Below are 24,230 nucleotides of genomic sequence, written 5' to 3'. Positions count from 1 at the left end.
CTGGGCACGGCTGCATCTCGGAGACGCTTGATGATGATGCGAATTTTCCGTTTCGCCAGTGTTGGCGCTGCCTTGCTCACCTTAGCCACCTCGCAGCTACTCGGCGCGGCCTTTGCGCAGACCGAGCCGACCCCGGCAGCACCCAAGACAGAGACCTTCGGCAGGTGGTCCACCACGGTGGACGAGGTCAACACCGGCGAGGATGTGCGCAAGACCTGCGCCGCCTCGACGGTCTTTTTCGACGCCAACGGGACCAGTGGCACCCTCACGCTGGCCATCTCGAATGGCGACGTACTGCCGCCAGGGGGCTATCCGAGCCTCATCATCGCCGTGAAAAACAGTGAGTTGCCCAAAGGCGACAACATCCCGGCGGTGTTCCGCGACGTCAACGACAAGATCAAGGCTGGTTTTCATCTTATCGCCGACGGCCAGTGGATAATGAACAACAAGCCCGAGACCACGCTCGCCATACTGCGTGCCATGCGCCGTACCAGCGCCCTTGATGTCAGCTTCGCCGACAAGCCGGTCGCGACCATATCGATGGACGGCTTCACCAAGGCCTATCGCTATCTCGGCACGTCCTGCGGCTTCCCGACCGGCGACGTCGCTCCCTGATTGGCGTATTGCCGTCCAACTGATTGCCGCTCTCGCAATTTTGCTCGTGCCTCGCTATCTCTGAGGCGCGATCGGTCATCGGCCATACTTTGCCATCGTGGCAAAAACCTCTAAGCCTTTCGCTCTACGAGAAACGCGAACCGAAGGCTCTCCATGCGCTGTCCCTACTGTCAGTCCGAAGATACGCAGGTGAAGGATTCGCGCCCCGCCGAAGACGGTGCAGCGATCCGCAGGCGGCGCGTCTGCCCGGATTGCGGCGGCCGCTTCACCACTTTCGAGCGCGTCCAATTGCGCGATCTCGTCGTGGTGAAGAAGTCTGGACGCAAGGTGCCGTTCGACCGCGACAAGCTGCTGCGCTCGGTCGAGATCGCGGTACGCAAGCGCAACGTCGACCCGGAACGTATCGATCGGGCGGTGACCGGCATCGTGCGCCAGCTCGAAAGCTCGGGCGAGACCGAGGTGGCCTCGGGGGAAGTCGGCCGGCTGGTCATGGAGGCGCTTAAGTCGCTCGATGATGTCGCCTATGTGCGCTTTGCCTCCGTCTACCGCAATTTCCGCGAGGCCAAGGATTTCCACGACGTGTTGGGTGAGCTCAAGGGCGACGAGCTCAAAACCGACGAGTCCAGAGGCGAAGAGCTGAAGAGCGAAGAGGACGCCAGCTGAGCATGGCAGGGTCCGAACGCAGCACGGCCGAGCAAGAGGTCCTCGATCGCCGCTATATGGCGGCGGCCCTCAGGCTGTCGCGCAAGAATGCCGGCCGGACCTCGACCAATCCTTCAGTCGGCACGCTGATCGTACGCGATGACGGCGACGGGCCGATGATCATCGGCAGCGGCGTCACCGCCGTCGGCGGCCGGCCGCATGCCGAGACCGAGGCGCTGGCCGAGGCCGGCGAACTGGCGCGCGGCGCCACCGCCTATGTAACGCTGGAGCCCTGCGCCCATCACGGCCGCACGCCGCCTTGCGCCAATGCGCTGGTCAGTGCCGGCGTGGCGCGGGTGGTCGGCGCTGCCAGCGATCCGGACCCGCGTGTTTCCGGCAAGGGCTACACAATCTTGCGTGCCGCCGGCGTCGAGGTGGTGGAAAAAGTGCTGGCGGCCGAAGCCGCGGAGCAGATGGCCGGCTATTTGATTCGATCTCTGAAAAAACGCCCGGAAGTGATCTTGAAACTTGCGCTTTCGAGCGACAACAAGATTGGCGTGAAAGGCGAGGGACAGGTCTCCATCACCGGCGATATCGCCCGGCGCGAAGTCTATCTGATGCGCGCCGAAGCCGATGGCATATTGATCGGCATCGGCACGGCACTGGAAGACGATCCGGCGCTGACGGTTAGGCTTCCGGGACTGGAGAGCCGTTCGCCGGCACGCATCGTGCTCGACCGTCAGATCAGGCTACCCGAGACTTCGAAACTGGTCGCCGGCGTCGACCGCGTGCCGCTCTATATCGCTGCCTGCGCCGAGGCCGATCCGCACCGGCGCGCCGCGCTCGAACGCGCCGGCGTTCGCTTCATCGGCACTGAGACCTATGAAGGCGATATTGCGCTGCCGGAACTGCTCGAGGATTTGGCGGCGCTCGGCATGGCCAGCGTCCTGGTCGAGGGCGGCGCCAGGGTGGCCAAGGCGTTCCTCGACGAACAACTGGTCGATCGTATCGTGCTGTTTCAGGGGCCGGACGCGATCGGCGAGGGCGGCATTGCATCGCCGATCGATGCCAGCAATATCCCGCCGGGATTTCGCAAATTGCGCAACATGCGTTTCGGCGAAGATACATATGCGGAATGGATAAGAGACATCTAGGACCGAACTGATGTTCACGGGACCAAACTAATGTTCACTGGAATCGTCACCGATGTCGGCACCGTCGCTGCCGTGAAGCCGCTCAGGGAAGGCGTTGGTTTGCGTATCGACACCGCCTACGATCCGCAGACCATTGCCATCGGCGCCTCGATTTCCTGCGGCGGCGTCTGCCTGACGGTAACGGGATTGCCGGAAGATGGCGCCAACGTACGCTGGTTCGAGGTCGAGGCCTGGGAAGAGGCGCTCAGGCTGACGACCGCGATGGGCTGGAAATCCGGCACGCGGATCAACCTGGAGCGGGCGCTGAAGATCGGCGACGAGCTTGGCGGCCATATCGTGTCAGGCCATGTCGACGGCATGGCCGAGATCGTAGCCCGCAAGGAAGAGGGTGACGCCGTGCGCTTTACCCTGGAAGCACCGCGCGAGCTTGCCAAATTCATCGCCCCCAAGGGTTCCGTCGCACTCGACGGCACTTCGCTCACCATCAACAAGGTGGAAGGCACCCGCTTTGACGTGCTGTTGATCCACCACTCGCTGACGGTCACCACCTGGGGCGAACGCCAGGTCGGGGACTGGGTCAATCTCGAGATCGACACCATGGCCCGCTACGCGGCGCGACTGGTGGAGGCGGCTAAAGAGGGGCTTTGAGGCGCTCGTCCATAAAGCCCATTCCCTGATACGACCGCCGCCGAGTTGGCCTTGTAAGTTCCTTCGGCAATCTTCCGCTTGCGATCAAACCGGCTTCGGCCTAAGTCACCGGCGATCCCCGGAGACATCTATGGCAGGCACATCCCAACACGGCAAAGCGTTCATCCGTCCGAAGAAGAAGGCCCACCTTCTTGTCATCGAGGCGCGCTTTCACGACGACCTTGCCGACGCGCTGCTCGAAGGCGCGACCAGCGCGCTCGACGAAGCGGGCGCGACATACGATGTCGTCACCGTTCCGGGCTCGCTCGAAATCCCGGCGGTGATTTCCTTCGCGCTCGATGGCGCCTCCGAAGGCGGGACGAACTATGACGGTTTCGTCGCCCTCGGCACGGTGATCCGCGGCGACACCTATCATTTCGAGATCGTCGCCAACGAATCCAGCCGTGCCCTGATGGACCTGTCCGTGCAGGATGCGGTCTGCATCGGCAACGGCGTCCTGACCACCGAAAACGACGAACAGGCCTGGACACGGGCCAGGCGTTCGGAAGGCGACAAGGGCGGCTTCGCGGCGCGTGCGGCGCTGACCATGATCGCTCTAAAGGAACAACTGGGAGAGCGAACGTGAGCGAACCCGCTTCGCCCGGCCAGCCTGCGGTTCGCCACGCCAACAAGCGCGGTGCTGCCCGTCTGGCCGCTGTGCAGGCGCTCTACCAGATGGACGTCGCCGGCAGCGGTGTGTTTGAGATCACCGCCGAATACGAGGCGTTCAGGCTCGGCAAGGAAGTCGACGGCGCGCTCTATCGCGAAGCCGATGCGCAATGGTTCCGCGCCATTCTTGCCGGCGTTGTCGAGCACCAGAAGACCATCGATCCAGTCATCCGACAGGCGCTGACCGAGGACTGGCCTCTGTCGAGGCTCGATTCCACATTGCGCGCCATATTGCGCGCCGGCGTCTACGAGCTGATGCAGCGCGAGGACGTGCCGGTGGCGGTCATCGTTTCCGAATATGTCGACATCGCCAAGGCATTTTACGAGGAAGACGAGCCGAAACTGGTCAATGCGGTGCTTGATCGCGTGTCGCGCCGGGTGCGCGGTGAGGGCCGCGGCAAGGACGCCCTATGACTGCCGTCGTCGCCGCTGAGGCGGGCAGGGAAGCGCGTCGCACCGCCTTCATCCTTGCAGCCTCGCAGGCGATCATCGGCTCGGCCGCACCCATCGCCATTTCCATGGGCGGATTGGCCGGGCAGTACCTGCTCGATGCTGACAAGTCGCTGGCAACCGCGCCGATCACCGGTTTCAATGTCGGCGTGGCGCTCGGTTCCCTGCCGGCCGCGGCCATCATCCGCCGGCTCGGCCAGCGCGACGGTTTCATGACCGGCACGGCGGTGACAGCACTTGGCGGCCTGGTCGCCACGTTGGCGTTGTTTCATGCCAGCTTCTGGCTGTTCGCTTTCGGCTTGGCCGTGATCGGGATCGGCGGCGCCTTCGTCCAGCAGTTCCGCTTTGCCGCCGCCGACAATGCGCCGCCTGAATTCAAGGCGCGTGCCATCTCCTTCGTGCTGGCCGGCGGCATCGTCACCGCCATACTCGGGCCGCAGATCGTCATCTTCACCGGCGATCTGTTCTCGCCGGTGAAGTTTGCCGGCTCGTTTGCCTCCATCCTGGTGCTGGCGGGGGTTGGCGCCGCCATTCTCTCTTTGTTGCGCATCCCAGCGAAGGCAACCGAGAAGGTGGAAATTGCCGACAGCGACGCCCGGCCGCTCTCAGAAATCGTCACCAGGCCACGCTTCATCGCGGCGTTGTTTTGCGCCATCGGCAGCTACGCACTGATGAGCTTCGTGATGACCGGCGCGCCGCTGGCCATGGTCGGCTGCGGCCTTTCGACCGACGACGCCACGCTCGGCATTTCCTGGCACGTCATGGCGATGTTCGCGCCGAGCTTCTTCACGGGGTCGCTGATCCATCGTTTTGGCGCGGAACGGATCGTGGCCATCGGCCTGGTGCTGCTCATTGGCTGCGGCATAGTCGCGCTGTCGGGGTTGGCACTGTGGCAGTTCTGGACGACGCTGATCCTGCTCGGCCTTGGCTGGAACTTCAGCTTCATCGGTGCCACCGCCATGGTGGCCGACAGCTACCAGCCATCCGAAAAAGGCAAGGTCCAGGGGTTCCACGATTTCGTCCTGTTCGGCTCCGTCGCCTTCGCCTCGCTGATGTCGGGCGCGGTCTACAATGCCTGGGGCTGGGAGATGCTGAACTGGATGATTTTCCCGGTTGTCGCGCTGTGCTTCGTGGCGCTGGGCGTGTTGAAGATGACGGGCTTGCGCGCGGCCAGCTGACGTCACGCTGTCGGGACGAGGCAACAGCGGAGTCACTCGCATCCGAACAAAATTATTGCGTCCATCCCCCTTCTTATGAAACCGTGTACCCCGACGTGACATCGAAGCCATGCTCATATGCGGCAGCCGTATTCCGGTTCACAGCAAGGGATTTGTGAGATGTTTTCAATCAAGGTTCTGGCCGGCGCTGTACTGGCGCTCGGCATCACGGCAGCCTCGGCAAGCGCCCAGGTGGTGGTGTCGTCGAAGATCGACACCGAGGGCGGCGTGCTCGGCAACATCATCCAGCTGGTGCTGAACGCCAACAATATCCAGACCACCGACCGCATCCAGCTCGGCGGCACGCCCGTGGTACGCAAGGCGATTACAGCCGGCGAGATCGACATCTATCCCGAGTACACCGGCAACGCCGCCTTCTTCTTCGAGAAGGCCGACGATCCGGTGTGGAAAGATGCCGCCAAGGCCTACGAGACTGCCAAGAAGCTCGACTACGACGCCAACAAGATCGTCTGGCTATCCCCGTCACCGGCCAACAATACCTGGGCGATCGCTCTGCGTAAGGAGGTCGCCGATACCAACAAGCTCGTCACCCTCTCCGACTTCGGCAAATACGCCTCGGGCGGCGGCAAGGTGGTGCTGGCGGCCTCCGCCGAGTTCGTCAATTCGGCGGCCGCGCTGCCCGCTTTCCAGAAGACCTATGGCTTCACGCTGAAACCGGACCAGTTGATCACGCTGTCGGGCGGCGATACGGCGGCCACCATTGCCGCTGCCGCCAACCAGACCAACGGCGCCAACGCCGCCATGGTCTACGGCACCGACGGCGGCATCGCGCCTTCCGGCCTCGTCGTGCTTGAAGACGACAAGGGTGTGCAGCCGGTCTACCAGCCGGCGCCGATCATCCGCGAGGCGGTGCTGAAGGAGCATCCCGAAATCGAGACGCTGCTGAAGCCGGTCTTCGCCAAGCTCGATCTCGTCACGCTGCAGGAGTTGAATGGCCGCGTGCAGGTTGGCGGCGAGCCGGTCAAGGGCGTCGCTGAGGACTTTTTGAAGAAGAACGGCTTCCTGAAGTAAGGCGATTCCGGCGCCGCTTTCGAGGTGCGCCGGATCGGCCGATGGGGGAGGGCGTGCGCATCCGGTTCGACAAGCTCGGCGTGGTCATCGCGGCGATATCGGCCTATGCGGCTTTTGCGGCGCCATTCGCCACCTTCCGCGCCAATCGCATCGTACCTGGCGAGGCTCGCTCGATCCTCGAATCTTTGCCTGCGGCGGTCGGTCCGCTATTGATGGCGATTGTTGTCGCAGCGGCGCTCATTGCGCTGCTGAAAACGCCGCTTGCCCTGCGCCTCGCCGCCAGCGTGGTTGCATTTGCGGCGCTGGCGCTGCTAATCGGCGTTGCCGGCAGCTTCCTGACGCCCGCCGGCAACACCTTCGCCCGTATCTCGCCGGCTTCCGGCTTCTGGCTGCTTATCTTCGCCTTCACGCTTCTGCTCGCCGACGTGCTTACAAGGCTGAACCTGTCGCCGCAGGCACGGGTCGGCGTGCTTGTTGTCGCCGCAGCGGCGATCGGCCTGCTGCTGGTCTCGGGGAGCTGGAACAGCCTGTCGATCCTCAAGGAATATTTCAATCGCGCCGATAGTTTTTGGGCGGAAGGCTCCAAGCACGTGACGTTGGCGCTGGGTTCACTGGCGGCAGCAGTGATTATCGGCCTGCCGCTTGGCATCCTCTGCCACCGCGTTGAGAAATTGCGGGCCGGTGTGCTCAACGTACTGAACGTCATCCAGACCATTCCTTCGATCGCTCTGTTCGGCCTCTTGATCGCACCGCTCGGCTGGGTTGCTTCGCATGTGCCGGGAGCTGCCGCGCTCGGTATTCGCGGCATCGGCACAGCGCCGGCTTTCGTCGCCCTGTTCCTCTATTCGCTGCTGCCGGTGGTGGCCAACACCGTGGTCGGCCTTGCCGGTGTGCCGCGTGCCGCCAACGACGCAGCGCGCGGCATGGGCATGACCGACCGCCAGCGGCTGTTGGACGTCGAGTTTCCGCTGGCCTTCCCGGTGATCCTCACCGGCATCCGCATCGTGCTGGTGCAGAATATCGGCCTCGCCACCATTGCCGCGTTGATCGGCGGCGGCGGCTTTGGCGTATTCGTATTCCAGGGGGTCGGCCAGACGGCGATGGATCTGGTGCTGCTCGGCGCCGTGCCGACGGTGGCGCTGGCCTTCGCCGCCGCCATCATCCTCGATGCAGTCATCGAAATGAGCGCCAGCAAGCGCAGGGTTGAAACGGCATGATCGAGATCGAAGGCATCACCAAGCGCTACGGCGAGACGACAGTGGTCGACGACGTGTCGATAGTGATCGAGCCGCGCAGCATCGCCGTCATCGTCGGCACCTCCGGCTCCGGCAAGACGACGCTGCTTCGCATGATCAACCGGCTGGTCGAGCCGACGTCGGGCGTGATCAAGCTCGACGGCGTAGACAACCGCTCGGTGCCGGATTACGAACTGCGTCGCAGCATCGGCTATGCCATCCAGGGCCACGGCCTGTTTCCGCATCGCACGGTGGCGCAGAACATCGCCACTGTGCCGGTATTGCTTGGCTGGGATGCCAACCGCATCAAGGCTCGAGTCGACGAGCTTATGAGGCTCTACCAACTCGACCCCGAAGCCTACGGGCCACGCTATCCGCATGAGCTTTCTGGCGGCCAGCAGCAGCGCGTCGGCGTCGCCCGGGCGCTTGCCGCGGAACCCAACGTGCTGTTGATGGACGAGCCGTTCGGCGCGCTCGATCCGATCATCCGCACCAAGGCGCAGGAGGATCTGCTGGCGATCCAGAAGCGCTTCGGCACCACCATCATCCTTGTCACCCATGACATGGAGGAGGCCGTTCACATGGGCGACAAGATCGCTGTGATGGATGGCGGCAAAGTGGTGCAATATGCCGGGCCGGCCGAGATACTGGCAAAACCGGCCAGTGCGTTTGTCGAAACCCTGGTAGGTGCCAGCGAAAAACCGTTCCGGCTGTTGTCGCTTGGCCGGGTGCGCGACGCGGTGGAAAAAGGCACCGCCGAAGGCGAGGCGATCCCCGGTGATGCCAGCCAGCGCGACGCGCTCGCCGAACTCTTGTGGTCGGGCCGCCCGGCGCTGCCGGTGAAAGATACCGAAGGCAAGCCGCTTGGCCGCGTTACGGTGGACGGGCTGGTTAAGCGCGCGGCGAGGCCGGCATGAAGGTTTGGCTTCCCTCGCTGCTCAGGCTTGCCCTGGTGGTGGTGCTTATTGCCTTCGTCACCAATCCCGGCTGGTTCGAACCGCTGCTGAAGCCGCTGACAGAGAACAGCGCGCCGGTAATCTATAATCAGGGCAGCCTTTTGACGTTGACGCTGCTGCATCTGCGGACCGTCCTGATCGCAACGGTTGCCGCGACGATCGTTGCGGTCGCGCTCGCCATTCTGGTCACCAGGCCAGCCGGCGCCGAATTCCTGCCGCTGTCGCGCAGTCTGGTCAATATAGGCCAGACCTTTCCGCCGGTGGCGGTACTGGCGCTTGCCGTGCCGGCGGTCGGCTTCGGCGAAAAGCCGACGCTGATTGCGCTGTTTCTCTATGGCTTGCTGCCGATCTTCGAGAACGCGCTGACCGGCCTGACGACGCTGCCGGCCAACGTCGTCGAGGCGGCGCGTGGCGCAGGCATGACTGGCTGGCAAAGGCTGGTCAAGGTCGAGCTGCCGCTCAGCGCGCCGATCATTCTCGGCGGTATCCGGCTGTCGGTGGTGATCAGCCTCGCCACCGCAACCATCGGCTCGACGGTGGCGGCGAGGACATTGGGCGAGGTGATCATCGCCGGCCTGCTGTCGAACAACCTCGCCTTCATCCTGCAGGGCGGCCTGATCGTCGCCGCCCTTGCCGTGCTGATCTATGACGGGCTGTCGGCGATCGAGCGCTATACGGCTCGGCGCATGGGGCGCGAGGCCGAGTAGCGTCTCGGGGCGAAGTTCGCTTCTTTCAGCGGCCACTCGAACGCGCCGGATGATCGAGCGTCAGTTCGAGCGCGGTGCCCGTCTCGCCGGCGATCCAGCGGCGGCGGATGATGGCGAAATCGTGCTGTGTGTCGGCTCTAATCACAGAGACCAAGTCGCCCACCGCGCAATCGCTGTCGAGATCGAGGGCTTCGACAGTCTCGGCAATGTCTTGCTTGCCGACATAGTGTCTCGCAATGGCTGTGAGCACGATGATCACTGGCCCACCCGTTGCGCGATCTTCGGGACTCGGCGATTGATGAGTGCGATGCCCCGATCTTTCAGCAGGAGTTCTTGCCATGACCGCGCGTTTCTCCAAGATCGTCATGTGTCTGTGTCTGGCGGCTTTCGCCTTCCTCGTCGCCTTCGGCAACATCACCGATTACGGCTCAAACTTCGCCTTTGTCCAGCATGTGCTGAGCATGGACACGACCTTTCCCGGCAACGCACTGATGTACCGCTCGATCACCAACCCGTCGCTGTGGACGGCTGGCTACTGGCTGATCATCATTGGCGAGGCGCTGACCTGTCTGCTCTACCTGATCGCCGCCTGGCAACTCTGGCAGGCGCGCAACGCCAGCGGACAGGGTTTCAACGACGCCAAGAAGTTCGCCATCATTGCCGCCACCATGGGTTTCCTCGTTTGGTATTTCGGCTTCATGGTCGTTGGCGGCGAGTGGTTCGCCATGTGGCAGTCTTCGACATGGAATGGTCAGGAAGCGGCGTTCAAATTCTACATGACCATGCTGGTGGTGCTGGTCTTCGTCATCCAGCCGGACGGCGACCCGCGCAAAGCCTGACGACCGTTCGCCGATTTCGATCGATCTAACCGGGCGGCAGTGTCGACAGGCGCACTGCCGTCCAGCCTTTTGGACGAAACCCGGGATCTTTTGGGCGAAAGCCGGACAAGAACCGAACAATATCTTGACGTTCCGAGCCCTGTTTCGCATAAGCCGCTGCGAAGGGACGGATTCCGGTTGCGGAAAATTCGTCCCTGTCTCAACGGCCCGGGGAGGGGTTCTTTTGGGCCACCAATCGAGGAAAATTCGGCAATGACCATAATTTCAGCTGTCATCGCCTGCGGTCTGCTTTCAGTCCTTTACGCCATCTGGGCGACACGTTCGGTCCTCGCGGCCGATCAGGGCAATGCACGCATGCAGGAAATTTCCGCGGCCATCCGCGAAGGCGCCCAAGCTTATCTGGCGCGCCAGTACACCACCATCGCCATCGTCGGCGTCGTGGTCCTGCTGCTTGCCTGGTGGCTGCTTTCGATCACCGCCGCCATCGGCTTCCTGATCGGCGCCGTTCTATCGGGTGCCGCTGGCTTCATCGGCATGCACGTCTCGGTGCGCGCCAATGTGCGGACCGCGCAGGCAGCTTCCAACAGCCTCGCTGCCGGCCTCGAGATCGCCTTCAAGTCGGGCGCCATCACCGGCATGCTGGTTGCTGGCCTGGCCCTGCTCGGCGTCTCGATCTACTACCTGATCCTGACCCAGTTTATGGGTCTGCAGCCGAACGATCGCGTCGTCATCGACTCGCTTGTTTCGCTCGGCTTCGGCGCCTCGCTGATCTCGATCTTCGCTCGTCTCGGCGGCGGCATCTTCACAAAAGGCGCCGACGTCGGCGGGGATCTCGTCGGCAAGGTTGAAGCCGGCATTCCCGAAGACGATCCACGCAATCCGGCGACCATTGCCGACAATGTCGGCGACAATGTCGGCGATTGCGCCGGCATGGCCGCCGACCTGTTCGAGACCTATGCGGTGACCGTGGTCGCCACCATGGTTCTCGCCGCCATCTTCTTCGGTGGCACCGCCGTTCTCGGCGCGGCCATGCTCTATCCGCTGGCCATCTGTGGCGCCTGCATTCTCACTTCGATCGTCGGCACCTTCTTCGTCAAGCTCGGTTCCAGCGGATCGATCATGGGCGCGCTCTACAAGGGCCTGATCGTCACCGGCCTGCTGTCGATCGTCGGCCTTGCCGTCGCCACCTCGGCATGCATCGGCTGGGGTGAGATCGGCACCGTCGCCGGCATGGCCATCACCGGCACGAACCTGTTCATCTGCGGCCTCGTCGGCCTTGTGGTGACCGGCCTCATCGTGGTGATCACCGAATATTATACCGGCACCAACAAGCGTCCGGTGAACTCCATCGCCCAGGCCTCGGTCACCGGTCACGGCACCAACGTCATCCAGGGCCTCGCGGTCTCGCTGGAAGCGACGGCGTTGCCGGCGATCGTCATCGTTGGCGGCATCATCTCGACGTACCAGCTCGCCGGCCTCTACGGCACGGCGATCGCGGTGACGACGATGCTTGGCCTCGCCGGCATGATCGTCGCGCTCGATGCCTTCGGCCCGGTCACCGACAATGCCGGCGGCATTGCCGAAATGGCGGGCCTGCCCAAGGAAGTGCGCCAGTCAACCGACGCGCTCGACGCTGTCGGCAACACCACCAAGGCGGTAACCAAGGGCTACGCCATCGGCTCGGCCGGCCTCGGCGCGCTGGTGCTGTTTGCGGCCTACTCTAACGACCTGAAGTTCTTTGCCGCCAATGGCGACAAATACCCGTACTTCCAGGGCATGGGCGACGTCTCCTTCGACCTCTCCAATCCTTACGTCGTCGCCGGCCTGATCTTCGGCGGCCTGATCCCGTATCTGTTCGGCGGCATCGCCATGACCGCCGTCGGCCGCGCCGCGGGTGCTATCGTCCAGGAGGTGCGCAAGCAGTTCCGCGAGGATCCGGGCATCATGGCCGGCACCTCGAAGCCGAACTATGCGCGCGCCGTCGATCTTCTGACCAAGGCAGCGATCCGGGAGATGATCGTTCCGTCATTGCTGCCGGTGCTGGCACCGCTGGTGGTCTATTTCGGCGTCCTCCTGATCTCCGGTTCGAAGGCATCCGCCTTTGCCGCGCTCGGCGCCTCGCTGCTCGGCGTCATCGTCAACGGCCTTTTCGTCGCCATCTCGATGACCTCCGGCGGCGGTGCCTGGGACAACGCCAAGAAGTCGTTCGAAGACGGTTTCGTCGACAAGGACGGCCTCAAGCACCTCAAGGGCTCCGAAGCGCACAAGGCCTCGGTAACCGGCGACACGGTCGGTGATCCCTACAAGGATACTGCCGGCCCGGCGGTCAACCCGGCGATCAAGATCACCAATATCGTCGCGCTGCTGTTGCTGGCCGTGCTCGCGCACGGCTAAGCTCAGCCGCTACGACTCAAGACAAAACCCGCGGGATCGCTCCCGCGGGTTTTTCATTGCCTGAGATGTGCCGCTTACGGGGAAGCGAAAGGAACGAAAGCCGATACCGCCGGGGTGGATCAGGTGCCGCCGAGCGTGCTGCCGCCGCTGGCGCCGGGAACACCAGGCGCCAGCTTGCTGGCGCCACTGATGATCTGGCTGAGGAAGTTCTGGTCCTTGCCGCCGGTCGGCGTGGTGCGCGAGATGAAGTCGAACACCTTGCCGTCCTTCAGGCCGTAATTGGCGATCTGGGTGACGCGCCCGTCATCGCCAAAATAGACCGCCAGCACATGCTGGTCGACCAGCCGCGGCTTGTCGAAGGCAACATAGCGCTTGCGCGTCTGAGAAATGTAATAAAAGGCCTCGTTATCGAAGGTCGCCTTCGTCGAGGGAGTGCCGAGCGCCAGCAGCACCTGTTCGCGGCTTGAGCCGACCGGCACCAGGTCGATCGACTGCTGGTCGATGACGTAGCCTTGCGTCAGCGTCTCGCTCGGATTGAGATCGCCGATCATCTTGGACGAATTGCAGGCGGAAAGTGCCGCAGCGATCACCAGCAGCGAAACCGCACCGCCGGGCCTGGGCAGGAAAGTCGACTTGAATTTCAGCGCGCGCAACTACAACTCCATAAGCTGGCCGCAACTTGCGCTGGGCCGCAAAACCGGTAAACCAGCTTGCTTGCCGATGCAACAAGGCCACTTCAACAAACGGTCCCGGGAGACCACCCTCTAATGTTCCAGCGCCTCTTTGGCCGCGAACGTCATGCCAACCGCGCGATCACCGAGGCGCTTTACGCACAAATCGTGGCGGCGGCGCGGCAAACGGTGTTTTATTCCGCCTGGAACGTGCCGGACACGCCGCTCGGCCGCTTCGAGATGCTGTCCTTGCACATGTTCCTGTTCCAGCACCGGTTGCGCGGCGAGGGCGGTGCCGCGGCAGAGGTAGCGCAGGTGCTGATCGACGAGTTCTTCATGGATGTCGAACATTCGTTGCGGGAACTTGGCATTGGCGACGTCGGCGTGCCGAAGCGCATGCGGAAACTGGCGAAGATGTTTTATGGCCGTACTGCCGCCTATGATGATGCGCTGCAACGAAATGACCATGATGCGCTTGCCGCCGCCCTTGCCCGCAATGTCCGGCCGGATGCCGGCGCCTGGCCGCAAGCGTCGCAACTGGCACTTTATGCCGCCGATGCATCCAGGCAACTCGCGGAACAGCCGACCGAATCGATCGTTTCCGGCACGGTGGCATTTCCCGTGGCCAACGCTTGAGCGACGGCAGGCCGAATGAAGGTGGCGAAGTGGAGGCGAAGATGAAACATCCTGATACCCACAGCCCAGTGTCATTCCGGGCAAACGTCGCCCGGCTGCCGCAAAAGGGGCTGCCGGTGGTGATCGATGCCGACGCCGGGCAGCGCGCCCTGCTGGCCGCCGAGCACGAGCTGCTTTCGGTCGAAAACTATCGCGTCGAACTCCTGGTCGAGCCCTGGAAGCGCAACGGAGTGAAAGTCAGCGGCCATGTCGAGGCCGATATAACGCAGGCCTGCATCGTCACCCTTGACCCGGTCGAGGCGCATATCGACGAGCCGGTCGAGGCGCTGTTCCTGCCAGAGCAATCCAAGCTCGGGCGGCAAGGTTTCGACGGCGGCGGTGAGATCCTGCTCGACGCCGAAGGCCCGGACAGCCCGGAAACCTTTTCGGGCGATACGATCGACGTCGGGGCGCTTGCCGAGCAGTTCTTTGGCTTGGCGATCGATCCCTATCCGCGCAAGCCCGGTGTGTCGCTGGAAGCAGCCGGCGATGCCGAGCCTGTGGAGAATGAATTCCAGCAGAAGCTCAGATCACTGTTGGGAAAATCCTGATGGCTGACCCAATTTGAGAAAAGTTGGTTGTGCGGCAGCCCAAAACCGTTATTTTCGCCGAACCTTCGCGAGCCCCGTACCTTGGCAAGCCCGCTGGCCAAGCAACCGTGAGATGAACACCGCGTGATCAGGATTTCCATCGATGCCATGGGCGGCGATCACGGGCCAAGCGTGGTCGTCCCGGCGCTCATGACTGTCGCCACCCGCCGTCCGGATATACGCTTCGTCATTTATGGGCGTGAAGAAGTGGTAAGGCCCGAACTCGCCAAATTCCCCAAGCTGGCGGAAGTGAGCGAGTTCATCCATTGCGAGATTGCAGTGCGGATGGACGACAAGCCGAGCCAGGCGCTGCGCCATGGCCGCTGGAAATCATCGATGTGGAAGGCCGTCGAGGCAGTCAAGGCAGGCACTGCCGACGCCTGCATCTCAGCCGGCAATACCGGCGCGCTGATGGCAATGTCCAGATTCTGCCTTCGCACCATGGCGACCATCGATCGCCCGGCAATCGCGGCGCTCTGGCCGACATTGCGCGGCGAAAGCGTGGTGCTGGACGTCGGCGCCACCATCGGCGCGGATGCGCATCAACTGGTTGATTTTGCCATTCTGGGCACCGGCATGGCGCGCTCGGTTTTCGGCATCGAACGGCCGACCGTCGGTCTGCTCAATGTCGGCGTCGAGGAGATCAAGGGTCAGGAGGAGGTCAAGGAGGCGGGCCGTATGCTGCGCGAGGCCAACATGGCCTCGATGAACTACCACGGCTTTGTCGAGGGTGACGACATCGGCAAGGGCAGTGTCGACGTCGTCGTTACCGAAGGATTTGCCGGCAACATCGCGCTGAAGACGGCGGAAGGCACGGTCAGGCAGATCGCCGGCTATCTGCGCGCGGCGATGAACCGGACGCTGATGGCCAGGATCGGCTATATCTTCGCCAAGACCGCCTTCGATCGCCTGCGCGAGAAGATGGATGTCGGCCGCTCCAATGGCGGCGTCTTCCTCGGGTTGAACGGCATCGTGGTGAAAAGCCACGGCGGGGCTGATTCGGATGGCTTTGCGGCGGCGATCGAGCTTGGCTACGACATGGTGCGCAACAATCTGCTTGATCGCATCGAGGCCGATCTCGACCTGTTCCATGCCCGCAATCCGAATGCCCAGACAATCCGGAAATCCGACGTCGTCATCGACGCAAAGGAATAGGAAAGAGCATTGATCAGATCAGTCGTGCGCGGCACGGGCGCCGCGCTGCCCCGCCGCATTATGAAGAATGCCGATTTCGAAGGCATGGTCGAGACGTCGGACGAGTGGATCGTCCAGCGCACCGGCATTCGCCAGCGCCACATTGCGGCCGACGACGAGACGACGGCCTCGCTGGGCGAGGCGGCAGCGCGCGCAGCCCTCGACAGCGCCGGCCTGACGGCTGACGACATCGACCTGATCGTGCTGGCGACCTCGACGCCCAACAACACCTTTCCCGCGACGGCGGTCGAGATCCAGAACCGGCTCGGCATGCACCACGGTTTTGCCTTCGACCTGCAGGCGGTCTGCTCCGGCTTCGTCTATGCTGTGACGACCGCCGACCTCTATATCCGCGGCGGCTTGGCCAGACGGGTGCTGGTGATCGGCTCGGAAACGTTTTCGCGTATTCTCGACTGGAGCGACCGCTCGACCTGTGTCTTGTTCGGCGACGGCGCCGGCGCGATGGTGCTGGAAGCAGGCACGGGGGCAGGCGGCATCGCCGACCGAGGCGTTCTGGCAGCCAGCCTGCGCTCCGACGGCATCCACAAAGACAAGCTTTTCGTCGACGGTGGGCCGTCGACCACAGGAACGGTCGGGCACCTCAGGATGGAAGGCCGCGAAGTGTTCAAGCATGCGGTCGGCATGATCACCGACGTCATCGAGGCGACGTTCGCACAGGCCGGCATCGGCGCCGCCGATCTCGACTGGTTCGTGCCGCATCAAGCCAATAAACGAATTATTGACGCTTCGGCCAAAAAGCTCGGGATAGAGGAGCGGAAGGTGGTGGTGACCGTCGATTTGCACGGTAATACCTCGGCGGCTTCCGTGCCGCTGGCACTGTCCGCGGCCGTCGCCGACGGTCGCATCAAAAAGGGTGACCTGGTGCTGCTCGAGGCGATGGGCGGGGGCTTCACCTGGGGCGCGGTTCTGCTCCGCTGGTAAGTGCCGAACTATCGGGTTCGGGTCCTTGACCTTGACGGATCAATTACTTAGGTTCTGCCGTTGCTTGTATCGATTTATGTTTTTGAGCTGATGGGACGGTTCGTATGGGGGGAAAGACACTTACGCGCGCCGACCTCGCCGAAGCCGTTTATCGTAAGGTTGGGCTGTCACGTACTGAATCGGCCGAGCTTGTCGAGGCGGTGCTGAATGAGATCTGCGAAGCGATCGTTCGCGGCGAGACGGTGAAGCTGTCGTCCTTCGCGACCTTCCATGTCCGCTCCAAGAACGAGCGCATCGGGCGCAATCCCAAGACCGGTGAGGAAGTGCCAATCCTGCCGCGCCGGGTGATGACCTTCAAATCATCGAACGTGCTGAAGAACCGTATCCTGCGCTCCCATCAAAGCAGCAAAGCCAAGGGCGGCAAGTAGACGTCCACTCCCGCTTTGCCGAGAATCATGCTCCAGGCTTCGGTTGAAAAAAAACCCTGCTTTTGCGCCGGGCTTGAATATTGTTTCATAAACCGCTGAAATAAGATGCGATTCGGTAGGCCGGATCGGTATTTGGGTGTGATCCGTTCCGGCGGGACGGGAAGCTGCTCTCCTTGTTAAGCGTGATGTCGCCCGAACCGGTTCCCGCCTTTCGCGATCATGCTCTAGCGTGAGGATTCGCCCATGGACAAGAGCCCCGATGCTTTCCGCACCATCAGCGAAGTCGCGGAGGATCTGGATTTGCCGCAACACGTGCTGCGCTTCTGGGAGACGCGTTTCAACCAGATCAAGCCGATGAAGCGCGGCGGCGGCCGCCGCTACTACCGTCCGCAGGACGTCGAGCTGATCAAGGGTATTCGCCATATGCTCTACGATCAGGGCTATACGATCAAGGGCGTGCAGAAGCTGTTGCGCGAGAACGGCAACCAGTTTCTGATCGCCGTCGGCAGTGGCGACATGGCGGCGGTCGAGGCGATCTCGCAGCGCCGACAGGCTGACACGGTACCGCTGACGCAAGCGGCGCAGCCGCGCGGCCCGGACGACGAAATGCTGGTCGGCCAGCCGAGGGTGAAACCCAGCCGTCGTTTTTTCGGCATAGGCAAGACCGACGAGGAAGGCCCGGTTCCGCCGGACACGTCAAAACTTTCCCGTGACAATCGCGCTTTGCTGCAGGAGGCGCTATTCGACCTGCTGGAATGCAAGCGCCTGCTCGATCAGGTTCGCTAGAGCCCGCCGGGTTGACCGGAACGGTCTTCAGGGTCATGCGTTAGGCTTCCTTCTGCAGATGAAGGAAGTACGTCATGGCATCGCTTTCGAGCATCTCCGACACCGATCTGAACAAGCAGGTCGCGGCCTTGACCAGGGAACTGGCCACCTTGAAGAAAGCCGTGTTGAAGCAGGGCGGCGCCTTTTACGAAGACGGGCGCGATACCGCGTCGGATTATTATTCGGATATCACTGAGCGGCTCGGCCACGCCTTGCCGGCAATCAGAAGGCAAGGCCGGGCGATCGAGCAGACCGCCCGAGATCACCCGGCGACAGCGGCCGCTGTCGGGCTGGTTCTGGTCGGGCTCGTTGCCAGTCTGTTCCTCACTGGCCGGCAGCAAAACGCGCCGCGAGCGCGTTCAAGGTCGGCACGTTGAGATAGGCAAACGGCGGTGGTCGGCGGACCGCCGCCATTTTTCGCCGACACCGCAAACCCGGCAAGCGCGCCGCCCTTGGTCAAGGACCAGAACGCCTGCTTGCCGGTTGTTCGCCCGAGGGTGTTTTCAGTACTTCTTCGCCACAACCTTCTTGTGGTGGTGGCGGTAGTGGTGGACGCGGTGATGGTAGTGATGGCGGTGATGCTTCTTGACGGTGGTGTGCATCGTCGTTGCATTCGCGCTGCTTGCGCCGATGATCGGCATTGAAAGGGCAAGTGCGATTGCAAGTCCAAGGGCGGAGAGAAGAGGCTTCTTCATGACATCGTTTCCTTTTTGCGCAGGCGGAATTTGAGCGTCACTGATTCAGGTCGGTGACTCGAGCGCTGCAGTTGGGACTATCGCCTTGGAGTTTTTCGGCAGTTTTTCCGGCCTGTAGAATTTTGTTTCCGGACTGTGTCTGCCGACGATCCGGCCAGATGTCGGCTCGCCGGCATCCGCCTTCATTCCGGTGTCGGTTCACGATGCCGTGACGCTATCTTTGATGCTTGGCAAATCACCGACGAGCGGGCATTCTCCCGATCGTCTCAGGCAACAACATGATTTGATCTAACTCTTTCATCCCACGGAGTTGCCAATGCCCCAAATAGCAAAACGCGAACCTTACTCCGAACTGGCGGCAAGCGCGGTTACGCCTGAACGCAGTGCCGTCCGAACCGCCCGGGAAGCCCGTGGATACAGCATTGAAGAGCTGTCCCTGGCGTGCGGGCTGGCAGCCTATGAGATTGCCGACATCGAAAGCGGCAAGGATGCCGATCCCTCGAAACGTCGGCGTATTGCCTCCGCGCTTCAGTTTCCGGAAAGCGCTCTGTTTGACGAAGCCGTGTTGCCCGCCAAAAGGCGATCCGTGTCGTAGCGGCGTGCCATGCTTTTATTCCACGAGCTCGCCATGGGTCGCCCTGGCGGGCTTCGTTTTTTCGGACACGTAGTAGATGTGCCGGCCGCCACGGCGACGCCAGACGGAAATTGCTGGAGATGAGCCTCGAATCCGTTCGCGCCTTCTTCGCCGCCCACGCGCCCGACATTGACGTCATCGTCACGGAGGCAAGCTCGGCGACGGTACCTCTTGCCGCCGAAGCGCATGGCGTAGCGCCGGCGCAGATCGCCAAGACGATCTGCCTGCGCGCCGGCGACCAGACGATGCTGATCGTGGCCGGCGGGGTCTCCAGGCTGGACAACCGCAAGTTCAAGGACCGGTTCGGCGGCAAGGCGCGAATGCTGGACGCCGAGCAGGTGTTCGCCGCGACCGGCCATCCCGTCGGCGGCGCATGTCCGTTCGGCCTGCCATCACCGCTGCCGGTCTATTGCGACGTCTCGCTGCGCGCCTTTGACGAAGTCGTCCCCGCCGCAGGCGCAACCAACGCCGCCGTGCGGCTCAGCCCGCAACGCATGGCGGAACTCGTTGGCGCCGAATGGGTGGATGTTTGCCAGTAGCCATTTATCCGGGTCGTGGGACCCGCTGAGCGTTACCGCTATTCGGTCTTCTGTGGCTCTTCTTTCTTGATCGTCTGAGCGTCCGTGGCAGTCGACATATCGGACTTCTCGACGCTCGCTGTCTTCGTCTGCGTGTCAACCGATGCCTGGACCTTGGAATGCGCGGGGCAATCCGCAGAGGCAGCTGATATGGACATGGTCAGTGCCGCGGCCATTGCGAGGAATGTCTTCATGATCATTCTCCTCTTTCGTTCGATGGGTAAAGTTAGCCCGTCTGGCACCGACCGCAAAATCACATTTGTTCACACGCGCTCTTGCGCACACGGAAGCCTACGCTGGGCCAGTAATTCAAATGGCTGCGCGGATAGCCGCTTGCCGTATCAAAGCCCACCGGCTGCGGCCGGAGGATTCTTGGCGTTAAAGATCTCGCCGCTCAGAGCCAGTCTCAAATCTTCGGCGCTGAGCTGACCACTTTCGAATAAATCCATCACCCTGCGGCCGAGCACGTCTCTGCCTGGATCGCCGTCAGCGAGGCCCAATTCACGGCATCGGGCATCGAGTGCTTTGGTCAACATCGTCAGCTCGGCAGGACAGGTAGCTCCTTGAAGCGACATTGCATCTCTCCCGGAAAGGGCGAAAGGCGTGGCATCTTCGAAGCGTCCGCTCGCCCTTACAACTGCGGACGACGGCAATTCAACTAGAGCCAACCTTTTTCGAACTCAACATTCAAACGTACCAAAACGCCGCGCGCTGCAATGGGAGGATCCTGCTACAATACGGTATGGCCGTCCGAATAGCGGTTGTCCTCGCGCTTCTTTTCGCCTTCGCCTACGGTTTCGCAAAACTCGCGGAACATTATGGCCGCGTTGGCGACAGGCCCTCTCCGTGTGAAGAATTGCCCTATCCCGATTGTCCTGACCAAAAAGCTCCTCCCCGGGAAGAAGCTAAGCCTTGAGCAGGCGCCTGTTCAGGCCAGGCCAGTCGTCGGCATTGAACTAGTCCTTTCCAACCGACGGTTGGTGGACGCAATGCAGCTGATGCGCCTAGGGTTCACTACGATCCGCGCGCACCGGGCATGCCCAACCCCCGAGTCACCCCTGCCTGATGCAAGGCGCCTGATCGAGTCCCGCCGTTCTGGCATGTGCGGCGGGACCTTCTTTCATTGAAGCTGGAACACGGGCCCACGGTGAAGGTTGGCGTACGCAGCAAACCTTACCTAGCCACTTCCGCGCGGTTTCTCGGTGGGCTTCTGCCTAGCCGTCAGCCTCCGTGCCTCGCGCCCGAGTGATGCGTGATCGATTCCTCGATGAGATCACGCGCCTGCGTATGCTGCGCTGGCTGCAATGCGGCTATTGTCTGTATAGCCAGTTTGGGGGAAAACTGGCTAAGCCTTTGGATTTTAATGGTCGGAGTGGCCGGATTCGAACCGACGACCCCTTGACCCCCAGTCAAGTGCGCTACCGGGCTGCGCTACACTCCGGACCGGTCGCGATGTATCGTGATAGACCGGCTCCGGTCAACCGAATTCGGTTGCTGTCCTGCCTGAAGCAACAGCAACGGGTATTGCCGGTCGCTGCGCCGCCCGCAACTGCCACTGGTGGCGGTATTCGAGCGCGATGGCACCCCAGATCAGGCCGAGCAGCAGGTAGACATGGCGCCAGTGGTCGATGTCGATGAAGGTGCCGAGCCCGATATTGCCGATGAAGGCGACATAGGCGCATAGAAGATAAGGCTGCCACGGCCGGTTGCGCAGCAGAATTCGGAAGCCGGCGGCGATCGTCCAGCACGTCAGCGTCAGGAACGACACGAAGCCGAGCCAGCCGTAATCCATCAGCATCTTCAGCCAGATGTCGTGCGTGTCCTCGCCGAACATCTTGCCGAAGACGAGCGGGCCGATGCCGAACGGATGCTCCAGTGCCATCTGAAAGCCGATCGTGTAGCGGGCGAAGCGGCCGAGGCGGGCGGTGTCGTAGCTTTGTTCGAGTTGCGCGCGATTCGAGAACATCTCCGCGACGCCCGGCAGTTGCAGGATGACGATCATCGCGATGACCAGCAGTCCGACGGCGGCGATGGTCATGACCACAACGCGCAGCCTGAACTTGCCGCTGGCGCTCTGCAGGAACAAGGCACCGGTCAGCAGGATCGCCGAAACGGCGAACATGCCCCAGGCGCCGCGCGAAAAAGAAAAGAAGATGCCGGCGGTGATGATCAGCACCGGCACCGCCAATAGGGGCATGCGCGCGACCGAGCCGGTAAGCAGCAGATAGAGCAGGTAGATGCCCGGCAGCACCAGGAAAGGCCCGAACACGTTCGGGTCCTGGAAGGCGCCGGCGGCACGGTCGTATTTGGTGAAGATCTCCGCTCCTGGAAAGGCATGGAAATAGCCGGCTATGCCGACCAGCGAAGTCAGCACCGCCGACACCACATAGGCGACGAAGATCACCCGGTAGAGACTGGGCCGGACGGCCGTTACGGAAGCGAAGAAAACCGCGGTGAGGGCCAGGAACAGCGAGACGGCGAGATAGAGCGGCGTGCCGGCGAGGTCCGACATCTGCGTCATCGAGATCATACCGCCGATGTTCATGATAACCAGCAGCACTAGCAGCGGCACGGCCGCGCGCTGTATCCGCAGGCCGAACAAGGGCCACACCACGATCAGCCCGATCATATAGAGGTCGTACGGCGCGGGCTCGGCAATGACGAAGCCGGACAGGAAGACGCCGAGGAAAACCGCCCCCGACGCAATCAGTGCAATCAGCTTGGCGTTGACCGCCGCCGCCGGCAATTCAGAAGCCGTCGCGCTCAATACGCGTTTTCCGTATTGAGCAGGCGGATCGGCGTCAGGCACAGGATTTTTAAGTCGAACAGGAGCGACCAGTTCTCGATGTAATAGAGGTCGTATTCCGTCCGCATGCGAATCTTCTCGTTGGTGTCCATCTCGCCGCGCCAGCCATTGATCTGCGCCCAGCCAGTCACACCGGGCTTGACCTTGTGACGGGCGAAATAGCCGTCGACCACCTCATTGTAGAGGAGGTTGTGCGACTGCGCGGCAATGGCGTGCGGTCGTGGCCCGACCAGCGACAGCGAACCGAACAGCGAATTGAAGAACTGCGGCAGCTCGTCGATCGAGGTCTTGCGGATGAAGCGGCCGACGCGGGTGACGCGTGGATCGTTCCTGGTCACGGTCTGCTTCGCCGTCGGGTCCGCCTTGTCGGTGTACATCGACCGGAACTTGTAGACGTCGATGATCTCGTTGTTGAAGCCGTGCCGTTTCTGGTGGAACAGCACCGGCCCCTTGCTGTCGATTTTGATCGCGATTGCGGTCGCCAGCATCACCGGCGAGAACACGATGATGCCGATGATCGAGAAGACGATGTCGAACGCGCGCTTGGCGACCGAATCCCAGTCGTTGATCGGCTTGTCGAAGATATCGAGCATCGGCACCGAGCCGATGTAGGAATAGGCGCGCGGCCTGAACTGCAGCGCGTTCGAATGCGCCGATAGCCGGATGTCGACCGGCAGCACCCACAGCTTCTTCAATAACTGCAGCACGCGCGATTCGGCGGTCAGCGGCAGCGATACGATCAGCATGTCGATGCGCGCGATGCGGGCAAATTTGATGAGTTCGGAAATCGTGCCGAGCTTGGGATAACCGGCGACAACCGGCGGCGACCGCTTGTCGCCGCGGTCGTCGAAGATGCCGCAGATGCGGATGTCGTTGTAGGGCTGCCTTTCGACCGAGCGGATCAGTACCTCCGCCGCCTTGCCGCCGCCGACGATGACGGCGCGGCGCTCCATCCGCCCGTCTCGCGCCCAGCGCCGGATCAGCTTCGACATCACCAGGCGGAGACCCAGGATCAACACGAAACCGACGACAAACCACGTGCCGAAGAGCAGGCGCGAATAGTCTTCCGACATTTTCATGGTGAAGGCGGTGAGCGCCATCAATGCGAATGTTCCGGCCCAGACCAGCAGAAGACGGCCGAAATTGGCGATCGGCCGCATCAGCGCAACGATCTGGTAGCAGTCGGTGACGTCGAACAGAACGACCGCGAGGAACGAGGTGGCGGCGATCGTCAGTGAGTATTGCCAGGCAAGATAGTTGAAAAAGCCGACATAATAGAAATAGACGGCAAGACCTGACACCATCAGCAGCGCGAATTCCACCATGCGCAGGACGCCGCTCACCATGATCGGCGACATCGTATCGCGCCGGTATTGCGAGGCGACCTGGCGGGCAACATCGTTCATGCCGCCGGCCGTATTGTTCTCGGCGGGGGCGTCGAATTTGCGCACCGCGTCTAGCGAAAAACGGCGCGCAGGGTCGATTTCGTTCATGGGGCGTCCGCAGGTTTCCCTCAGTTGAATAGCAAAAGAGAGCTAAGAAACCCTTGAAACAACAGATGGCTTTGGAGACGCTTTCACCAGGAGCAGCCCAGT

Annotated in this window: 29 protein-coding genes and 1 tRNA gene; 22 read left to right on the top strand and 8 right to left on the bottom strand. The window is 62.3% G+C overall.

What is annotated here, in order from left to right; genetic code table 11:
* Positions 1-30 precede the first annotated feature (30 nt).
* The 11 genes from NKI19_RS20710 (at position 31) to NKI19_RS20660 (ending at position 9,364) form a co-directional block, all read left to right on the top strand.
* Positions 31-615, top strand: coding sequence for a hypothetical protein (locus NKI19_RS20710; protein ID WP_352491859.1), 585 nt, complete (start codon positions 31-33; stop codon positions 613-615).
* Positions 616-768: 153 nt separating this feature from the next.
* Positions 769-1,278: a transcriptional regulator NrdR gene (nrdR, locus tag NKI19_RS20705; protein ID WP_352491860.1), complete on the top strand. Its 510-nt coding sequence runs from the start codon at positions 769-771 to the stop codon at positions 1,276-1,278.
* A 2-nt stretch (positions 1,279-1,280) separates the two neighbouring features.
* Positions 1,281-2,411 carry a bifunctional diaminohydroxyphosphoribosylaminopyrimidine deaminase/5-amino-6-(5-phosphoribosylamino)uracil reductase RibD gene (gene ribD, locus NKI19_RS20700; RefSeq protein WP_352491861.1) on the top strand — a complete coding sequence of 377 codons (1,131 nt, stop codon included), beginning with the start codon at positions 1,281-1,283 and terminating at the stop codon, positions 2,409-2,411.
* Positions 2,412-2,441: 30 nt separating this feature from the next.
* Positions 2,442-3,059: a riboflavin synthase gene (locus NKI19_RS20695; RefSeq protein ID WP_352491862.1), complete on the top strand. Its 618-nt coding sequence runs from the start codon at positions 2,442-2,444 to the stop codon at positions 3,057-3,059.
* Positions 3,060-3,189: 130 nt separating this feature from the next.
* A complete protein-coding gene (gene ribH, locus NKI19_RS20690; RefSeq protein ID WP_352491863.1) occupies positions 3,190-3,684 on the top strand; it encodes a 6,7-dimethyl-8-ribityllumazine synthase in 495 nt (164 codons plus the stop codon).
* Positions 3,681-4,181 (top strand): transcription antitermination factor NusB, encoded by a 501-nt coding sequence (gene nusB / locus NKI19_RS20685; RefSeq protein WP_352465538.1) that lies wholly within the window; start codon positions 3,681-3,683, stop codon positions 4,179-4,181. Before ribH ends, nusB begins: the two co-directional genes overlap by 4 nt.
* Entirely contained in the window at positions 4,178-5,395 is a 1,218-nt protein-coding gene (locus NKI19_RS20680) for an MFS transporter (protein ID WP_352491864.1), read from the top strand. The genes nusB and NKI19_RS20680 overlap by 4 nt, the downstream gene beginning before the upstream one ends.
* A gap of 159 nt (positions 5,396-5,554) precedes the next feature.
* The gene (gene osmF / locus NKI19_RS20675) at positions 5,555-6,466 is read left to right on the top strand and encodes a glycine betaine ABC transporter substrate-binding protein OsmF (protein ID WP_352566097.1); all 912 of its coding nucleotides are present in this window, start codon (positions 5,555-5,557) and stop codon (positions 6,464-6,466) included.
* A 41-nt stretch (positions 6,467-6,507) separates the two neighbouring features.
* Positions 6,508-7,683 (top strand): ABC transporter permease, encoded by a 1,176-nt coding sequence (locus NKI19_RS20670; RefSeq protein WP_352566099.1) that lies wholly within the window; start codon positions 6,508-6,510, stop codon positions 7,681-7,683.
* Entirely contained in the window at positions 7,680-8,618 is a 939-nt protein-coding gene (locus NKI19_RS20665) for an ABC transporter ATP-binding protein (protein WP_352491867.1), read from the top strand. Before NKI19_RS20670 ends, NKI19_RS20665 begins: the two co-directional genes overlap by 4 nt.
* A complete protein-coding gene (locus NKI19_RS20660; protein ID WP_352491868.1) occupies positions 8,615-9,364 on the top strand; it encodes an ABC transporter permease in 750 nt (249 codons plus the stop codon). Before NKI19_RS20665 ends, NKI19_RS20660 begins: the two co-directional genes overlap by 4 nt.
* A gap of 25 nt (positions 9,365-9,389) precedes the next feature.
* Here the strand turns inward: NKI19_RS20660 and NKI19_RS20655 are convergent, their stop codons facing one another.
* Positions 9,390-9,623 carry a hypothetical protein gene (locus NKI19_RS20655; protein ID WP_352491869.1) on the bottom strand — a complete coding sequence of 78 codons (234 nt, stop codon included), beginning with the start codon at positions 9,621-9,623 and terminating at the stop codon, positions 9,390-9,392.
* A gap of 79 nt (positions 9,624-9,702) precedes the next feature.
* On the opposite strand from NKI19_RS20655, the gene NKI19_RS20650 reads away from it, so the two are divergent.
* Positions 9,703-10,203 (top strand): DUF2165 family protein, encoded by a 501-nt coding sequence (locus tag NKI19_RS20650; RefSeq protein WP_352491870.1) that lies wholly within the window; start codon positions 9,703-9,705, stop codon positions 10,201-10,203.
* Positions 10,204-10,455: 252 nt separating this feature from the next.
* Complete coding sequence (locus NKI19_RS20645; RefSeq protein ID WP_352491871.1) at positions 10,456-12,597, top strand: sodium-translocating pyrophosphatase; 2,142 nt, start codon at positions 10,456-10,458, stop codon at positions 12,595-12,597.
* 119 nt (positions 12,598-12,716) lie between these two features.
* On the opposite strand, the gene NKI19_RS20640 is transcribed toward NKI19_RS20645, so the two are convergent.
* A complete protein-coding gene (locus NKI19_RS20640; RefSeq protein ID WP_352491872.1) occupies positions 12,717-13,250 on the bottom strand; it encodes an outer membrane protein assembly factor BamE in 534 nt (177 codons plus the stop codon).
* 114 nt (positions 13,251-13,364) lie between these two features.
* Between NKI19_RS20640 and NKI19_RS20635 the strand changes: the two genes are divergently transcribed.
* From NKI19_RS20635 to NKI19_RS20605, 7 genes are all read left to right on the top strand, one after another.
* Positions 13,365-13,904, top strand: a complete 540-nt coding sequence (locus tag NKI19_RS20635; protein ID WP_023674506.1) for a ubiquinol-cytochrome C chaperone family protein — start codon at positions 13,365-13,367, stop codon at positions 13,902-13,904.
* A 41-nt stretch (positions 13,905-13,945) separates the two neighbouring features.
* Complete coding sequence (locus NKI19_RS20630; RefSeq protein WP_352491873.1) at positions 13,946-14,494, top strand: YceD family protein; 549 nt, start codon at positions 13,946-13,948, stop codon at positions 14,492-14,494.
* A gap of 123 nt (positions 14,495-14,617) precedes the next feature.
* Positions 14,618-15,688, top strand: coding sequence for a phosphate acyltransferase PlsX (gene plsX, locus NKI19_RS20625; RefSeq protein ID WP_352491874.1), 1,071 nt, complete (start codon positions 14,618-14,620; stop codon positions 15,686-15,688).
* 9 nt (positions 15,689-15,697) lie between these two features.
* A complete protein-coding gene (locus NKI19_RS20620) occupies positions 15,698-16,669 on the top strand; it encodes a beta-ketoacyl-ACP synthase III (RefSeq protein ID WP_352491875.1) in 972 nt (323 codons plus the stop codon).
* Between the two features lie 104 nt (positions 16,670-16,773).
* Positions 16,774-17,097, top strand: coding sequence for an integration host factor subunit alpha (locus NKI19_RS20615; protein WP_352491876.1), 324 nt, complete (start codon positions 16,774-16,776; stop codon positions 17,095-17,097).
* Between the two features lie 243 nt (positions 17,098-17,340).
* The gene (locus NKI19_RS20610; protein ID WP_023674511.1) at positions 17,341-17,883 is read left to right on the top strand and encodes a MerR family transcriptional regulator; all 543 of its coding nucleotides are present in this window, start codon (positions 17,341-17,343) and stop codon (positions 17,881-17,883) included.
* 74 nt (positions 17,884-17,957) lie between these two features.
* Entirely contained in the window at positions 17,958-18,299 is a 342-nt protein-coding gene (locus NKI19_RS20605) for a hypothetical protein (protein ID WP_352566101.1), read from the top strand.
* A gap of 126 nt (positions 18,300-18,425) precedes the next feature.
* Here NKI19_RS20605 and NKI19_RS20600 read toward each other — a convergent pair whose 3' ends face one another.
* The gene (locus NKI19_RS20600) at positions 18,426-18,617 is read right to left on the bottom strand and encodes a hypothetical protein (RefSeq protein WP_023674514.1); all 192 of its coding nucleotides are present in this window, start codon (positions 18,615-18,617) and stop codon (positions 18,426-18,428) included.
* 316 nt (positions 18,618-18,933) lie between these two features.
* Between NKI19_RS20600 and NKI19_RS20595 the strand changes: the two genes are divergently transcribed.
* Complete coding sequence (locus tag NKI19_RS20595) at positions 18,934-19,212, top strand: helix-turn-helix domain-containing protein (RefSeq protein ID WP_352566102.1); 279 nt, start codon at positions 18,934-18,936, stop codon at positions 19,210-19,212.
* 119 nt (positions 19,213-19,331) lie between these two features.
* Positions 19,332-19,790 carry a YbaK/EbsC family protein gene (locus NKI19_RS20590; protein WP_352566104.1) on the top strand — a complete coding sequence of 153 codons (459 nt, stop codon included), beginning with the start codon at positions 19,332-19,334 and terminating at the stop codon, positions 19,788-19,790.
* Between the two features lie 38 nt (positions 19,791-19,828).
* Here the strand turns inward: NKI19_RS20590 and NKI19_RS20585 are convergent, their stop codons facing one another.
* From NKI19_RS20585 to NKI19_RS20565, 5 genes are all read right to left on the bottom strand, one after another.
* Positions 19,829-20,023: a hypothetical protein gene (locus tag NKI19_RS20585; protein WP_352566106.1), complete on the bottom strand. Its 195-nt coding sequence runs from the start codon at positions 20,021-20,023 to the stop codon at positions 19,829-19,831.
* Positions 20,024-20,170: 147 nt separating this feature from the next.
* On the bottom strand, positions 20,171-20,404 hold the full coding sequence (locus NKI19_RS20580; protein ID WP_352566108.1) for a hypothetical protein: 234 nt from the start codon (positions 20,402-20,404) through the stop codon (positions 20,171-20,173).
* A gap of 789 nt (positions 20,405-21,193) precedes the next feature.
* Positions 21,194-21,270, bottom strand: a tRNA-Pro gene (locus NKI19_RS20575).
* A 36-nt stretch (positions 21,271-21,306) separates the two neighbouring features.
* Positions 21,307-22,596 carry an O-antigen ligase family protein gene (locus NKI19_RS20570; protein WP_352566110.1) on the bottom strand — a complete coding sequence of 430 codons (1,290 nt, stop codon included), beginning with the start codon at positions 22,594-22,596 and terminating at the stop codon, positions 21,307-21,309.
* Entirely contained in the window at positions 22,593-24,128 is a 1,536-nt protein-coding gene (locus tag NKI19_RS20565; protein WP_352566112.1) for an undecaprenyl-phosphate glucose phosphotransferase, read from the bottom strand. The genes NKI19_RS20570 and NKI19_RS20565 overlap by 4 nt, the downstream gene beginning before the upstream one ends.
* Positions 24,129-24,230 lie beyond the last annotated feature (102 nt).

Origin of the sequence: Mesorhizobium sp. M0751, assembly GCF_040320265.1 — a bacterium.
Lineage (GTDB): Bacteria > Pseudomonadota > Alphaproteobacteria > Rhizobiales > Rhizobiaceae > Mesorhizobium.
The sequence above is the reverse complement of the archived record's forward strand: the minus strand, read 5'-3'. Positions and strand labels throughout refer to the sequence as shown.